Below are 14,586 nucleotides of genomic sequence, written 5' to 3'. Positions count from 1 at the left end.
ACATACATAACCTTATGAATACCAGCAGCAATTCTGAATATAACCGCATTGTCGTTCTCGATACCGAAACCACAGGTATGAACCGCGAGGGTGGTCCTCACTACATGGGACACCGCATTATTGAAATCGGTGCCGTGGAGATCATCAACCGTAAGCTGACTGGTCGTCACTTCCACGTTTATTTAAAACCCGATCGTGAAATCCAACCAGAAGCGGTTGAAGTTCACGGTATTACGGATGAATTCTTGGTTGATAAACCGGAATACGCGAGCGTGCACCAAGAGTTTCTTGAGTTTATTAAAGGCGCCGAACTTGTTGCCCACAATGCGCCCTTCGATACGGGCTTTATGGATTACGAGTTTGGCATGCTCGATCCTAACATCGGCAAAACGGACGACTACTGCAAGGTGACCGACACCCTTGCTATGGCGAAGAAAATCTTCCCAGGTAAGCGAAACAACCTTGATATCTTATGTGAACGTTACGGTATTGATAACTCGCACCGTACACTCCACGGAGCTTTGCTCGATGCGGAGATTCTAGCCGACGTTTACCTCTTTATGACGGGTGGTCAAACGAGTCTAGAGTTTAACGCGAATAAACAAGAGGGTGGGGTAGAAACCATTCGCCGTATTGAAGGAAGAAAAGCGCTAAAGGTTTTGCGCGCAAGTGCCGATGAACTAGAAGCTCACCAAAAAAGATTAGAGTTGGTGAACGACTGTATTTGGCATCAATAGGAGAAGCTATGCTGAGGGCTTTGTTGGTCGCGTTTTTAGCGATATGGAGTAGTCTCTCGAGTGCATCGAGTGAATCTGCTATGTCTTTGTTAGACAATCGCTTTCGAGTGGATCCAACCATCGAGCAGATCACTTTTTTAGTTTATCGTGAGCAAAGTTCTCAGCCAGTTGTTTTAGTCCGCCCTGACGGTAAAAAGTACTATGCTTGGGACGCCTACGACAATGTACGTTGGTACCAAGATGCCTCACTCGATATTATCTCCGTTGACAACCCTATGCCAGGCCCATGGCAGGCTGTGGGGAAAGTCACTCCTAAAAATAACATCCGCTTAATTTCTCACTTAAAGCTCAGCACGGATGTGTTCCCAAACCGATTATATAATGGGGAAGCGCTTAAGTTTACAGCTCGCCTAACCTCCGACGACAAACCTCTTGTACTGCGCGACTTCCTTGACCGCGTGAATTTGCGCGTGACATTTACCAAGTTTGTCGAAAATGAAGATGAGTTGATCAAAGAAGCACGTCCAGTGCCGATGGTTGTGGGTGAGTTTGCTGATGATGGCCGCGGCTTGGATGAAAAAGCAGGGGATGGTGTGTTCACTGTCCAACTACCAATAGATGTTGAGCCCGGTAAGTACCGTGCGCGAATCACCTCTGGTAATGGCGTATTCTTACGAGCGCAAGAGCAAGTCATCTTGGTTTATCCGAACCCCATTTCTCGTACTTTTATTCAGGCGCGCAATCCTGACAAACCACACCAATTGGTGGTGAGTGGTGAGCAAGGTATGATCGCGCCAGGCTCAATCGCAGTCACGGTGGAACAAGATGCACCCGATGGCTTTGTTAGCTACAGCCAAGGCCAGGTTTCTAAAGATGGAATGAGAACCACGCTGAACCTCAATAACGACGCTGAGCTTGGTAAATACGCATGGCGCGGCGAGATCTTTGCCACTGATTTTGCGACGCAACGTCCACTGGTGTTTCCTATTCCAGAGCAAACCTTCAGTGTTGTTGATGAAGTTGATCTAGAAGCCGCTCGAATTGCAAAAGAAGCTGAATTAGCCGAGCAGCGCCGTATTGAAATGGAAAAGCAAATTATTGCTGAGCGGGAGGCTGAGCGTAAGCGCAGCATGATTATTATCGCGGTGGGTAACGTGATAATGCTGCTGATTGTGATCATTGCATGGATAGTCTGGCGCAAAATTAAAGCGAAGCGCGATGCCATGCCAGAGATGCAGTTAGAGGTGCCAAAGAAATAGTAGTAACACATAAAGCGAGAAACGGAGCCAATCGGCTCCGTTTTTTTTTCAGTTTAAGTTTGAGACAGAATTTGATGTTTCTCATGGTCATTAATCATTTTATTTTAAAGTAACACCATGATTTAACGTTGATTAATCATAATAAAGCTCGCATGATACTCTTTACGTTTCGACTTGATTTTAGTGCGTATCGACGGAGTGAGTTATGACAATTGGAGCGTTAGAACTAGAACATCTACCACGACAAAAGGCCTTGGTTGAGTCTGCTTATGATGCCTTTTATTCTGAAAAAGACGTTGTTGCTGCGGTATTGCTTGGTTCATTGTCATCAGGAAAAGGTGACCGTATTTCGGACGCTGATGTTGTTGTCTTTACTCAAAACAACTTCCATAAAGCCTCAGAGCCTTGCTTTACCCACTTTGAAGCAAATAAAGACATTTTTTATCGTCTTGAGGGAGAGCACAACGAAAATGCGTGCTTCAAAAAATATATTTTTAATGACCTAACCAGTGCGGAGATTCATTGTTTAGATATCTGTGAGCCTTTCAAACTTTCTAAGCCATTTAAGGTTTTATTTGATAAAGCTGATGTGACTGCTGGCATGGTTACTGATGAACCTGCGCCAAAACATGAAGATTTCCCAGTTTATACCAGTGGTGATCAAGGCCTGATTTGGGAACTCTTTGATTGTATTAAGTGGTTGAGCAGAGATAACCATGATCTTGCAAAGTCCTACTTGAAAAAACTCTCTGAGAAACTCTAATTTGAGAGTTATCCCCGTTCCTCCCACTCAAGTTAGTTAGGCGGTTAGGTTATGAAATACAAAAAGCGTCAGAAGTACAAATACACTCTCCATTCTGAAGAAAAGATTGAGGCTCACATTTCAGTGAGTAACGCGTATGACAGCCCTTTTCTTAGTTTGTCCAAACAAGGCGTGTTAACGATTAAAAAGGGCTATGCATGGGATGGAGCGAGTGGGCCAGCGTTAGACACAAAAAACATTATGAAAGCTTCTTTAGTGCATGATGCTCTTTACCAACTCATGAGGGAAGAGGTGTTGCCTCAAAGTGCTCGAAAGCATGCGGATATGTTGCTGAGAGAAATATGTTTAGAAAAAGGAATGTCTAGCTTCAGAGCAACTTATATCTATTATGGCGTCAGAGTTGTCGGTGGCTTCTTTTCCAGACCCGATACTTTGTGTGCTTAACGGGAACATCTTTCCAATGTTTAACTGTTTATTTATACAGTTTGGTTGTGTAAGCTCCAAGATGATATAAAGGAGTCGTACATAATGACAATAAGATATGAAGAGCATGTGCCAAGCCCGAAAGAATACTGTGATATGCGTGTCAAAGCCGGGCTATCACCCAAATCGTTGAAAGCTGCTGAAATTGGTCTACCCAATTCGTTGTATGGCGTATCTGTCCGGGATGAAGGAAAGCTCATTGCAATGGGTCGGGTTGTTGGTGACGGGGCGTGTAACTTCGAAATTGTCGACGTTGCCGTTGATTCTGATTATCAAGGTAACGGTTTAGGTAGAAAAGTCATGGAATACATCGACGGTTATCTTTCTTCTGTTGCACTTGAAGGCTCTTACGTTTCTATGATTGCTGATGAACCGGTCTTTTACGAAAAGCTTGGTTATAGGCTGGTGGCTCCTAAAAGCCAAGGGATGACAAAAAAGTTTAAGCCGAAGGCGTAATACGTATTCAGCTGTGAAGATAAGTACTTGAAAATAGGAGTTTAATCTCCTGTTTTCTATATTGAATTTCCATTTAAGCCACTTCTGGAATTGGTTTGGGTGGCTGCTCTAAATCAGGCTCTTTTTGAACAGTAGGAATTTGTCCCTCACCCACAGCACTGATGTAACAGCCACTAAGTTTAATGGCAAGGTACATATCGGCTCGCAGTAAGATGCCTCCTTCACTGGTGCTGATACCAGTAAGCTCACACCATTGACGTAAGCGTCGTTTCCTTCCTGCGAGGATTAAGCGTACGCCTCTCTTTTTTAAAGTATTGTGAATATCTGCCAGTGTTGCCATCACACTGAGATCCAAGTGAGTAAAGCTCGATACGGCGTCGATGACAACGCAACTTGCGTCTTTGTGATGTTCTACTTGCTCTAACACTCGGCGTTTAAAGTAAGGTGCGTTGAAGTAAGTCAGCGGCGAGTTAAAGCGGTAAATCACCATTCCAGGAATAGGCGAAGCTTTTCCTGAGTCGTCGATGGTCCGAATGGTGCCTTTTTCATCCAAGCCAAGTAGCTGATCACTCGGTCGCATGACAATACGTAAAAATTGAAACAGCCCTAGCAGTACCGCCAAAGTGATCCCCGGTATTACGCCTACGATCAAAACAGAAATAAAAGTGATGATTGCTAGATAGAACGCATCTTTGTCACGAGATTTTAATTTCCAAATGGCTTTGAGATCGAGCAGAGACAAGGATGCGATGATCAACACGACACCAAGTGATGCGATGGGAATAAACTGTAAAGGCTCATAAATAAATACCGCAATAATGGCAATGGTGATTGCGGCGACAATCGAAACTAATTGAGATTTACCGCCATTGGCATCATTTACCGCTGTGCGTGAGTCAGCTCCACTTATCGCGAAACCTTGCGAAAACGCTGAGGCAATGTTGGCAAAGCCCAACGCCTGAAACTCTTTATTTGCATCAATATCATAACCGTTTTTAGCGGCGAAACTGCGCGCGGTGAGCATCATGCTAACAAAGCTGACAATCGCAAGGTTGAGCGCCGGGACCACTAGCTCACGAACTTCACCTAGCTCAAACTCCGGCGTTTGAAACTGAGGGAAACCACCTTGAGTGAGCCCAACTACGGATACGCCCATCTCTTGTAAATGGAAAAACCAAACTGACGCGGTAGTCACGAGTATCGCCAGCATGGCAGCAGGCCAAGTTGGTCGGTAGCGTTTGGTGAGTAAATAAACGACAACCGTCACGATACTCAGAGTTACGGTAGGCCAATGAAGCTCGGTTAATCGTTGTGGAGCCTCCCATAAGCGTTCCAGCAAATAACGTTGTTCGTATTTCAAACCGACCACTTTGGCAAACTGACCAACGATAATTGTGAGAGCGACACCGTTGAGTAGACCCAAAAGAATCGGGCGAGAAAGGAAGTCTGCAAACACCCCTAACTTGAAACGACTGGCCAGTACACACCAAATACCAGTCATCGCTGTCATGGTCATAACTAACTGCCAATGTTTTGTAGGATCACCCGCGGCAAGCGGCGTAACAACGGCGGCAATCACTGCACAGGTTGCTGCATCAGGTCCGACAATGAGTTGTCGAGATGTGCCCATCATGGCGTATACCAACATTGGCAGTACACACGAGTACAGACCGACAATTGCGGATACACCGGTTAGCTGTGCATAAGCTATGGCAACTGGCAGGGCAACCGCGACAACAGAAAAGGCGGCTCTAAAGTCGTTAACAAACCATTCTTTTTGATAATGCTTAAGCTGAACAAGCCCTGGGAACCACTGTGCGAATAATATTTTAGCCAACGGATTTACCATATATGTGAGTGAGTTACTTAAAAGTATACACCGCTTGCTTGGAACGTCTGTGAGTTAGTTATCACTGGAAATCGGGGGAAGGGTCGGAGTGCGTGGATTTTATTGCGCTTGCGCAGAGGTTCTTCGTGGTGTGAGGTGTTATGAAGGCTATTCTGGTAGCAATAAAAAACGGGAGTTGTCACTCCCGTTGTATGGTTTCAGATTAGAGAGTTAAGCAACGCTATCCATCTGAGGGTATAGCGGCTTTGCGGCGAGCAATTCCGGCTCGAAGTCGTCAACGTTGATTGTATCCAGACGATGCTGTTCAGCTTCTCTTAGTAGGTCGGCTTCTTCTTGCGTGATCAAGCCTTGCTCTAGCCCTTCCTGAGCAATCATATCCAAACGTAGGAATGGACGACGTTTGCCTTGCGCTTTACATACTTTGTCGAACACTGGCTCAGCTTGAAGAATGACTGACAGGGCAAGCTCAATCTTACCTGCTGCGTTGTGCTCGGTTGGTTCAAGGTACTGACCGCGACCAATGCGTGAGCGCGTTGCACTAGGCGTTTGTAGAATGCGCGCCACTTTGCTGTCTAGTTTATCGCTTGGCGCTTTGCGTACACGACCGAATGGCATGATTAACACGCGCAGTGCACGACCAATCACTTTGTTCGGGAAGTTTGCTAAGAATTCGTCTACCGCCACTTCCGCTTGTTTCAAACTGTCTTGTAGACCCCAGTGTACTAATGGTAAATCTTCGACTGGGCGGCCATCTTGCTCAAAACGTTTCAACGTCGCAGAGCTCAAATATAGCTGGCTTAGAATGTCACCAAGACGCGCTGATAGACGCTCTTTACGCTTCAAAGAGCCACCTAGCACTGCCATTGAGATATCCGATAGCAGAGCAAGGTTTGCGCTGTAACGGTTCAATTGTTGGTAGTAACGCTTGGTTGCATCTTTGGTTGGTGATGAAGAACCTAAACCGTCGCTCAAACCAAACCAGATACTGCGCACGAGGTTACTCATGGTAAAGCTCACGTGACCAGCAAGCGCTTTATCGAACTTCTCTACAGCATCACTGGCATCAGAGTACGCGGCGTTCATTTCTTCAAGAACGTATGGATGACAGCGAATCGCACCTTGACCAAAGATGATCATTGAGCGTGTTAAAATGTTTGCACCCTCAACCGTTACCGCGATTGGCGCACCTTGGTAACCACGCGCTAGGAAGTTAGAAGGTCCCATACAGATACCTTTACCGCCTACGATGTCCATTGCGTCGATGATGCTTTGCTGACCGCGATGAGTACAGTGGTACTTCACGATAGCTGAGATTACTGATGGCTTTTCACCTAAGTCGATACCTGCCACGGTTAAGTTGCTTGCTGCATCCATCACGTAAGCATTACCACCAAGACGTGCCAATGGCTCTTCTACGCCTTCCATGTGACCGATAGGTTGTTTGAACTGGCGACGAATGCGTGAGTAAGCGCCCGTTGCCATTGCCGCAGTTTTGATGCCACCTGTTGAGTTTGAAGGTAGCGTGATACCACGACCAACCGATAGACACTCAACCAGCATACGCCAACCTTGGCCCGCCATTTTTTCACCACCGATAATGAAATCGATAGGAACAAAGATGTCTTTACCGCGCGTTGGGCCATTTTGGAAAGGCACATTGAGCGGGAAGTGTCGGTTACCAATCTCAACACCTTTGACATCAGTTGGGATAAGCGCACAAGTGATGCCAAGATCTTCTTTGTCGCCTAGCAAACCTTCAGGATCTCGAAGTTTAAATGCTAAGCCTAGTACCGTTGCGACTGGCGCTAGGGTGATGTAGCGCTTGTTCCAAGTCAGGCGCATACCCAGTACTTCTTTTCCTTCCCATTCGCCTTTACAAACCACACCGTAATCTGGAATAGAGCCAGCGTCAGAGCCTGCTTCTGGACTCGTTAGGGCGAAACAAGGGATTTCCTTACCTTCAGCTAGGCGCGGTAAGTAATGATTTTTCTGATCTTCAGTACCGTAGTGTTGCAGTAGCTCACCAGGGCCCAAAGAGTTAGGAACACCAACGGTAGACGATAGAACGCCAGAAACACCCGTTAGTTTTTGTAGTACTAGTGATTGAGCGTATGCTGAGAACTCAAGACCACCGTACTTTTTCTTAATGATCATGGCGAAGAATTTGTGATCTTTCAGGTATTGCCATACTTCTGGCGGTAAGTCTGCGAGTTCGTGAGTCACTTGGAAATCGCTCACCATGGCACACACTTCATTCACTGGACCGTCTAAAAAGGCTTGTTCTTCTGCACTTAATTTAGGTGCTTGAATTGCGTGAAGCTTTTGCCACTCTGGTTTGCCTTTAAATAGCTCGGCTTCCCACCAGACGGTACCTGCGTCTAACGCTTCTTTTTCGGTTTGAGACATAGCTGGCAGCACTTTCTTGAAAAGCGTTAATGCTTTGCGGCTTATCAAAGACTGACGTACGCCAGGAACCGCGAATACAGCGGCAGTAAGAATGTAAATCGTCCAACCAGTAACGCCAACCGCGCCTATTACTGTGAGCGCTAACATAGCTGCTGTGAGTAAACTAATAGATTTCACGAGAGACATGCGGTGGTAGAGCGTAATGCCTAGCACGACCGTCATCGTGATGATTGTGAGCAAGATGTCCATATGTATTTTCCTTTTCAGACTTTATAAGTGTTGTACGTCTGTATGTTAGGTAAGAGGTCTAACCAGTTGGTTTAAGTGTAATCAAAATATTAAGGAAATGTAAAACATAAGATTGGATAAAAAGTGATCTAAGTAGAGTTAAAGTTCTAAAGTTGCGATTTGAGTGATGGTTTCATGAGCAAGTTGACAAGTTTATTACCATCACCAATCTAAATCTGTTGGTTCACTATCGACACTAATTCTCGTTTGTGGGTAAACTCAGAGTAATCAAACCCGAGTTCAGGTTTATGAAATGTCCGATACCAAATTGGTATCAGAACAATTTGCTCAGTGAATCTAGGACTGACTGAAGCCGAAATAATAAAGAGAACGTCTTATGTACCATGATCTGATTAGAAGTGAATTAAACGAAGCTGCTGAAGTGCTCAACAAATTTTTAAGCGATGACCATAACATTGCGCAAATCGAAGCAGCGGCGAAAATGATTGCTGACTCATTCAAGCAAGATGGTAAAGTACTGTCATGTGGTAACGGTGGTTCTCACTGTGATTCGATGCACTTTGCCGAAGAGTTAACAGGCCGTTACCGAGAAAACCGTCCTGGCTATGCTGGTATTGCTATTTCAGATCCAAGTCACCTTTCTTGCGTGAGTAATGACTTTGGTTATGACTTCGTGTTTTCCCGTTATGTAGAAGCCGTTGGTCGAAAAGGTGACGTACTGTTTGGTCTGTCGACTTCAGGTAACTCAGGTAACATCCTGAAAGCGATTGAAGCGGCGCAAGCGAAAGGCATGAAGACGATTGCACTAACAGGCAAAGATGGCGGCAAAATGGCAGGGCTTGCCGATATTGAAATCCGCGTGCCACACTTTGGTTATGCGGACCGCATTCAGGAAATTCATATTAAGATTATTCATATCATCATTCAGTTGATTGAAAAAGAGATGGAATAGTCGTTTCACGGCCACCTTTTCGAGCTGTGTTGTTAGGGAGTTTTTTAAATCATGTGTGAATTGCTCGGTATGAGCGCTAATGTTCCGACGGATATTTGTTTCAGTTTTACCGGGCTCATGCAGCGTGGAGGTCGAACTGGCCCACATCGTGACGGATGGGGAATTACCTTCTACGAAGGGAAAGGTTTTCGAACTTTCAAAGATCCCAAGCCAAGTTGTGAGTCGCAAATTGCAGAGTTAGTGCAAAATTATCCTATCAAAAGTCGCGCTGTCGTTAGCCATATCCGACAGGCGAATCGTGGCGGCGTTAATTTAGAAAATACTCACCCTTTTACACGTGAGCTGTGGGGGAGGTATTGGACGTTTGCGCACAACGGTCAGCTCTCAGGTTATCAAGACTTACATACGGGTCGACACCGACCTGTCGGCGAGACAGATAGCGAACTGGCCTTTTGTTGGTTACTGAAGCAAATGGAAGATCGATATCCTGAGCCGCCAAAGGACATGGAATCGGTATTCTTATATGTTGCTAAATGTTGTGATGAGCTAAGAGAGAAGGGTGTATTTAACATGCTTCTGAGTGATGGTGAGTATGTAATGACGTATTGCACCAATCACTTGTATTGGATCACGAGACGCGCACCGTTTGGTAAAGCCGCTTTGCTTGATGAAGATGTGGAAATTAACTTCCAAGAAGAAACAACGCCACATGACATTGTTTCTGTGATCGCGACTCAACCTTTAACGGGTAACGAAGCTTGGCAGCGGATGAAACCTGGCGAGTACGGCTTGTTTCACCTAGGTGAACTAGTGAAAAACAATGCCTCTGAACTGGTGAATGTGCCGTTTGCAGCGGCGAAACCGGGCAATCAGGCGCCAACTGAGCCGTTAGAATAGCGGTTAATTCGGAACAACTCGTAAAGCTCGCTTAATCGCGAGCTTTATTTTTATACGTTTTCAACCGAATGCGGATACTGGTGAACTCTCATACTTTCTAGCTTCCTAGTCTTGCTAAGGCTTGCCGGAAAGACGTAAATGGATAGAAATTTCTCATAAAACACCACGTCATTCTGAACGGTGAGGAACGAACCAGATTCAGAATTTACTTTCCGAGTGTTGTGTTACTCAAGTGGTTATGGGATTTTTTAGAATGTTGGGTTTTAGGTTTCTAGTCGCACTGCGGCTTTCTTGAATCAAGTTTATAAGTTTCAAAACAACAAAAGGCAGCTCTCAGGCTGCTCTTTTGTGTTTGGAGTTTGGTTTCAGGACTACTCATCGGAGGCGTAACCGTGTGCGCCAAGTTCTGCGCCATCTAAATAGGCTTTACCATCCTTCATGATCAACCGCTCGTCTACCAGCCACTTAGCCACCATAGGGTAGATTCGGTGCTCCTGAGCCTGAACACGTGCTGCAAGTACACTAGCATTATCGTCTTCGAACACCGGAACTTTTGCTTGCAGTATGACAGGGCCACCATCAAGCTCTTCCGTTACAAAGTGCACACTCGTACCATGTTCTTTGTCGCCAGCATCAATTGCTCTCTGGTGTGTGTGTAGCCCAGGATATTTTGGTAGAAGAGAAGGGTGGATATTGATCATCTTACCCATGTAATGAGAAACAAACTCGCTGCTCAGAATACGCATGTAGCCCGCCAGAATAATCACGTCTGGTTGGTATTCATCGATTTGACTCATTAGCTCTGCATCAAAGCTTTCACGCGAGTCGAATGCTTTAGGGTCGACAAAGTGACCGTCTACATCAAAGTTTTTTGCACGTTCTAAACCAAAAGCATCGGCTTTGTTAGAGAACACGGCTGCTACTCGTGCGTTTGGCATGCTGTTTTCGCAAGCTTCCAAGATAGCTTGCAGGTTACTTCCGTTACCCGAGATGAGGACCACAATGTTTTTTAGGGTATGGTTTTTCATGATGTCGAGAGTGCCTTGGTATTGTAGGTTAGAGTTATGTAGCTTCTAAACTACCTACTAATAGAATGGTTTTTATTGTTCTAGATAGCAAAATGAGGACCTAGTCATCTAGTGTCCTCATTCTTTTTATCTTGTGGGCTCGATTTGCAAATTATTGGATTTCAACTTGCTCTTCATTCGCGTCTGCTTGCGCGATTTGACCAATCACCCATGCGTTTTCACCTTCTTCTTGAAGAAGAGCAACCGCGGCTTCCGCTTGGTCTTTAGGTAGTGCAACGATTAGACCCACACCACAGTTGAACGTACGGTACATTTCGTGTGTGTCGACGTTGCCTTTCTCTTGTAGCCACTTGAAGATCACTGGCCATTCCCAGCTGTTACCATCGATAACTGCTTTTGTGCCTTCAGGCAGCACACGTGGGATGTTTTCCCAGAAACCACCACCAGTGATATGAGAAATCGCATGGATGTCGTGTTTCTCAATCATCTTAAGTGCTGATTTGATGTAAATCTTAGTTGGTTCTAGTAGGTGCTCACCGATAGTGCGACCTGCTAGTTCTTCGTTCTTATCTGCACCAGATACTTCTAGGATTTTACGGATAAGGGAGTAACCGTTTGAGTGTGGGCCGCTTGAGCCAACAGCGATAAGTGCATCACCAGCAGCGACTTTCGTGCCGTCGATCACGTCTTCTTTTTCGACTACGCCAACACAGAAACCAGCAACGTCGTAGTCTTCGCCTTCATACATGCCAGGCATCTCCGCAGTTTCGCCACCAATTAGGGCGCAACCTGCTTGAACACACCCTTCAGCGATACCTGAAACAACATCCGCTGCGGTATCAACGTCTAGTTTGCCTGTTGCGTAATAATCTAGGAAGAACAGTGGCTCTGCGCCTTGCACGATAAGATCATTTACACACATCGCAACAAGGTCGATGCCGATAGTGTCGTGCTTGTTCATATCCAGTGCTAGGCGAAGCTTAGTACCTACGCCATCAGTACCAGAAACCAGTACAGGTTGTTTGTATTTGGTTGGCAATTCGCATAGCGCGCCAAAACCACCGATACTACCCATAACTTCAGGGCGACGAGTACGTTTTACCGCACCCTTAATACGATCCACAAGCGCGTTGCCTGCATCAATATCTACACCAGCGTCTTTATAGCTAAGAGAAGAGTTGTTACCACTCACAGGGAAGTCCTCGGTATTAAGTTGGATATGAAAACGGCGCTATTCTAACAGTGCTTAAACATAGATAGCAAACGTTTGCGTCTGTTTTTTTCTTTAGTGATTTATCCTGATATCCCTGTAAAAATCATGTATAATCTGAAGGTTTGTTTAAATATTGCCAACTATAGCCGGAGATGGACATGAAAGTTGTTGAAGTAAAGCACCCTCTAGTAAAACATAAAATTGGTCTAATGAGAGAAGGTGACATCAGCACAAAACGTTTTCGTGAGTTAGCGACTGAGGTCGGTAGCCTACTTACTTACGAAGCAACGTCAGACTTTGAAACAGAAAAAGTGACCATTGATGGTTGGAACGGTCCGGTAGAAGTAGACCAAATTAAAGGTAAAAAAGTAACCGTAGTACCAATCCTACGTGCAGGTCTAGGCATGATGGACGGTGTTCTTGAGCACATGCCAAGCGCACGTATCAGTGTTGTTGGTATTTACCGTGATGAAGAAACACTTGAGCCAGTTCCTTACTTCAACAAGCTTGCTTCTAACATCGATGAGCGTATTGCGCTTGTTGTTGACCCAATGCTTGCAACGGGTGGTTCTATGATTGCTACGATTGATCTTCTAAAAGAGAAAGGTTGTAACCAAATCAAAGTGTTGGTACTTGTTGCTGCACCAGAAGGTATTGAAGCGCTAGAAAAAGCACACCCAGATGTGGAGCTATACACTGCGGCAATCGATGAGAAGCTAAATGACAAAGGCTACATCGTACCGGGTCTAGGTGATGCAGGTGATAAGATCTTCGGTACTAAGTAATTCTTTAATGTATTACTACGACTGAACAGAAAAAACAAAGGCTTGGTGAAAACCAAGCCTTTTTTTATATCTATAATACGAGAAGAATAAAATGCGCCACTCAGTAAAGCAGCGCAGACGCACTATTTCGCGTTCTCTTCTTCCATTTGTGCGTTATCTACAACGTGGTTTTCACCTAAATCGTTTGGTAACACAAGGTTAAGAATAATTGCCACGATACCGCATAGGCTCACACCTTGTAGGCTGAACTCACCAATACCGAAAGCCATACCGCCAATACCAAATACAAGTGTTACGGCAACGATCACTAGGTTGCGAGACTTATGTAAATCAACGTTATTCTTGATCAGTGTGTTGAGGCCTACTGTGGCGATAGAGCCGAACAACAGAATCATGATACCGCCCATGACAGGTACTGGAATCGTTTGAAGAACCGCGCCTAGCTTACCTACCAATGCAAGTACGATTGCAGTGATCGCAGCCCAAGTCATGATCACAGGGTTAAATGCTTTGGTTAGCATTACCGCTCCTGTAACTTCACTGTAAGTGGTGTTTGGTGGAGCACCCACCATCGAGGCTACGATAGTTGCCACCCCGTCACCTGCGATTGTGCGATGAAGGCCAGGTTTTTTCAGGTAGTTTTTACCTGTGACGTTTGAGATAGCAAGCATGTCACCTACGTGCTCTACCGCAGGTGCGATAGCGACAGGAATCATGAACAAGATTGCGTTTATGTTGAACTCTGGCGCGGTGAAGTTTGGCATAGCTAGCCAAGCCGCTTGTGCTACTGGAGTGAAATCAACCACCCCGTAGAATAGAGAAACAGAGTAACCTGCAAGAATACCACCGACAATTGGAACGAGCTTCAAAAAGCCTTTTGCAAACACGCTTAGTACAATGGTTGTGAGCAGTGAGACCGCCGAGATGATGATCGCAGCATCACCATTAACAAGCTGTGCAGCACCATCACCGGTTTTCCCTACCGCCATGTTCACTGCTGTTGGAGCAAGGCCAAGACCAATCACCATGATCACAGGACCAACGACAACAGGCGGGAGAATTTTATGGATAAATCCAACACCACGCACTTTGATCATCGCCCCTAGAGCCACATAAACCAGGCCCGCTGCCATTAAGCCGCCCATCGTTGCGCCGATACCCCAAGTTTGGATACCGAACATAATAGGAGCAATAAACGCAAAAGAAGAGGCAAGGAAGATGGGAACAGAACGTTTAGTCATTAATTGGAAGAGGAGAGTACCGACACCGGCACCAAAGAGGGCGACATTTGGATCAAGGCCAGTTAGCAGCGGCACAAGCACCAAAGCACCAAAAGCGACAAAGAGCATTTGAGCGCCTTGTAACGCGTTTTTCATAATAATTCCCTATTTTCAAGATACGCAGACAAATCCGGCGAATACTATCATCCAGCAATCGTTTGCAACGTTGCATGGATCAAACTTTCGATTGAATCTTTCCCATAAATAGCGTTTTTGCGAGTTAGTTGCT

13 protein-coding genes are annotated in these 14,586 nt (G+C 45.5%); 8 read left to right on the top strand and 5 right to left on the bottom strand.

Annotated features, from left to right (window positions below; all coding sequences use genetic code 11):
• The first annotated feature begins 14 nt into the window (after nt 1-14).
• The 5 genes from dnaQ (at nt 15) to ACWPOD_RS16335 (ending at nt 3,698) form a co-directional block, all read left to right on the top strand.
• The gene (dnaQ, locus tag ACWPOD_RS16355) at nt 15-737 is read left to right on the top strand and encodes a DNA polymerase III subunit epsilon (RefSeq protein ID WP_005380385.1); all 723 of its coding nucleotides are present in this window, start codon (nt 15-17) and stop codon (nt 735-737) included.
• 8 nt (nt 738-745) lie between these two features.
• Nucleotides 746-1,996: a TIGR03503 family protein gene (locus ACWPOD_RS16350; RefSeq protein ID WP_456232062.1), complete on the top strand. Its 1,251-nt coding sequence runs from the start codon at nt 746-748 to the stop codon at nt 1,994-1,996.
• Between the two features lie 205 nt (nt 1,997-2,201).
• Nucleotides 2,202-2,759 (top strand): hypothetical protein, encoded by a 558-nt coding sequence (locus ACWPOD_RS16345; RefSeq protein ID WP_203347016.1) that lies wholly within the window; start codon nt 2,202-2,204, stop codon nt 2,757-2,759.
• 51 nt (nt 2,760-2,810) lie between these two features.
• On the top strand, nt 2,811-3,203 hold the full coding sequence (locus ACWPOD_RS16340; protein WP_139060403.1) for a DUF1353 domain-containing protein: 393 nt from the start codon (nt 2,811-2,813) through the stop codon (nt 3,201-3,203).
• Nucleotides 3,204-3,287: 84 nt separating this feature from the next.
• Nucleotides 3,288-3,698 (top strand): GNAT family N-acetyltransferase, encoded by a 411-nt coding sequence (locus ACWPOD_RS16335; protein WP_017633770.1) that lies wholly within the window; start codon nt 3,288-3,290, stop codon nt 3,696-3,698.
• Between the two features lie 73 nt (nt 3,699-3,771).
• Here the strand turns inward: ACWPOD_RS16335 and ACWPOD_RS16330 are convergent, their stop codons facing one another.
• Both ACWPOD_RS16330 and fadE read right to left on the bottom strand, forming a co-directional pair.
• Nucleotides 3,772-5,547: a SulP family inorganic anion transporter gene (locus ACWPOD_RS16330; RefSeq protein WP_046875514.1), complete on the bottom strand. Its 1,776-nt coding sequence runs from the start codon at nt 5,545-5,547 to the stop codon at nt 3,772-3,774.
• 210 nt (nt 5,548-5,757) lie between these two features.
• Nucleotides 5,758-8,202, bottom strand: a complete 2,445-nt coding sequence (fadE, locus tag ACWPOD_RS16325) for an acyl-CoA dehydrogenase FadE (protein WP_167426323.1) — start codon at nt 8,200-8,202, stop codon at nt 5,758-5,760.
• A 376-nt stretch (nt 8,203-8,578) separates the two neighbouring features.
• On the opposite strand from fadE, the gene lpcA reads away from it, so the two are divergent.
• Together lpcA and ACWPOD_RS16315 are read left to right on the top strand one after the other, a co-directional pair.
• The gene (lpcA, locus tag ACWPOD_RS16320) at nt 8,579-9,154 is read left to right on the top strand and encodes a D-sedoheptulose 7-phosphate isomerase (RefSeq protein ID WP_005380392.1); all 576 of its coding nucleotides are present in this window, start codon (nt 8,579-8,581) and stop codon (nt 9,152-9,154) included.
• A gap of 51 nt (nt 9,155-9,205) precedes the next feature.
• The gene (locus ACWPOD_RS16315) at nt 9,206-10,051 is read left to right on the top strand and encodes a class II glutamine amidotransferase (protein ID WP_006741678.1); all 846 of its coding nucleotides are present in this window, start codon (nt 9,206-9,208) and stop codon (nt 10,049-10,051) included.
• Between the two features lie 371 nt (nt 10,052-10,422).
• Here the strand turns inward: ACWPOD_RS16315 and purN are convergent, their stop codons facing one another.
• Together purN and purM are read right to left on the bottom strand one after the other, a co-directional pair.
• A complete protein-coding gene (gene purN, locus ACWPOD_RS16310; RefSeq protein ID WP_145473579.1) occupies nt 10,423-11,079 on the bottom strand; it encodes a phosphoribosylglycinamide formyltransferase in 657 nt (218 codons plus the stop codon).
• A 151-nt stretch (nt 11,080-11,230) separates the two neighbouring features.
• Nucleotides 11,231-12,271 (bottom strand): phosphoribosylformylglycinamidine cyclo-ligase, encoded by a 1,041-nt coding sequence (purM, locus tag ACWPOD_RS16305; protein WP_456232061.1) that lies wholly within the window; start codon nt 12,269-12,271, stop codon nt 11,231-11,233.
• Nucleotides 12,272-12,450: 179 nt separating this feature from the next.
• Here purM and upp point away from each other — a divergent pair, with 179 nt between their 5' ends.
• A complete protein-coding gene (gene upp, locus ACWPOD_RS16300) occupies nt 12,451-13,077 on the top strand; it encodes a uracil phosphoribosyltransferase (RefSeq protein ID WP_041852906.1) in 627 nt (208 codons plus the stop codon).
• A 122-nt stretch (nt 13,078-13,199) separates the two neighbouring features.
• Here upp and ACWPOD_RS16295 read toward each other — a convergent pair whose 3' ends face one another.
• A complete protein-coding gene (locus ACWPOD_RS16295) occupies nt 13,200-14,453 on the bottom strand; it encodes a uracil-xanthine permease family protein (protein ID WP_167426325.1) in 1,254 nt (417 codons plus the stop codon).
• Nucleotides 14,454-14,586: the final 133 nt, after the last annotated feature.

This window comes from Vibrio sp. JZG120, from assembly GCF_053890955.1.
Note: the sequence above shows the minus strand (reverse complement) of the source record. Positions and strands in the feature narration are given on the sequence as shown.

Bases quoted from the DNA above. Each gene is read 5' to 3' on its own strand.
- ACWPOD_RS16330 (WP_046875514.1), bottom strand. From the start codon at position 5,547: ATGGTAAATCCGTTGGCTAAAATATTATTCGCACAGTGGTTCCCAGGG.
- dnaQ (WP_005380385.1), top strand. From the start codon at position 15: ATGAATACCAGCAGCAATTCTGAATATAACCGCATTGTCGTTCTCGAT.
- ACWPOD_RS16315 (WP_006741678.1), top strand. From the start codon at position 9,206: ATGTGTGAATTGCTCGGTATGAGCGCTAATGTTCCGACGGATATTTGT.
- ACWPOD_RS16335 (WP_017633770.1), top strand. From the start codon at position 3,288: ATGACAATAAGATATGAAGAGCATGTGCCAAGCCCGAAAGAATACTGT.
- fadE (WP_167426323.1), bottom strand. From the start codon at position 8,202: ATGGACATCTTGCTCACAATCATCACGATGACGGTCGTGCTAGGCATT.
- upp (WP_041852906.1), top strand. From the start codon at position 12,451: ATGAAAGTTGTTGAAGTAAAGCACCCTCTAGTAAAACATAAAATTGGT.
- ACWPOD_RS16345 (WP_203347016.1), top strand. From the start codon at position 2,202: ATGACAATTGGAGCGTTAGAACTAGAACATCTACCACGACAAAAGGCC.
- purN (WP_145473579.1), bottom strand. From the start codon at position 11,079: ATGAAAAACCATACCCTAAAAAACATTGTGGTCCTCATCTCGGGTAAC.
- ACWPOD_RS16340 (WP_139060403.1), top strand. From the start codon at position 2,811: ATGAAATACAAAAAGCGTCAGAAGTACAAATACACTCTCCATTCTGAA.
- ACWPOD_RS16350 (WP_456232062.1), top strand. From the start codon at position 746: ATGCTGAGGGCTTTGTTGGTCGCGTTTTTAGCGATATGGAGTAGTCTC.
- lpcA (WP_005380392.1), top strand. From the start codon at position 8,579: ATGTACCATGATCTGATTAGAAGTGAATTAAACGAAGCTGCTGAAGTG.
- ACWPOD_RS16295 (WP_167426325.1), bottom strand. From the start codon at position 14,453: ATGAAAAACGCGTTACAAGGCGCTCAAATGCTCTTTGTCGCTTTTGGT.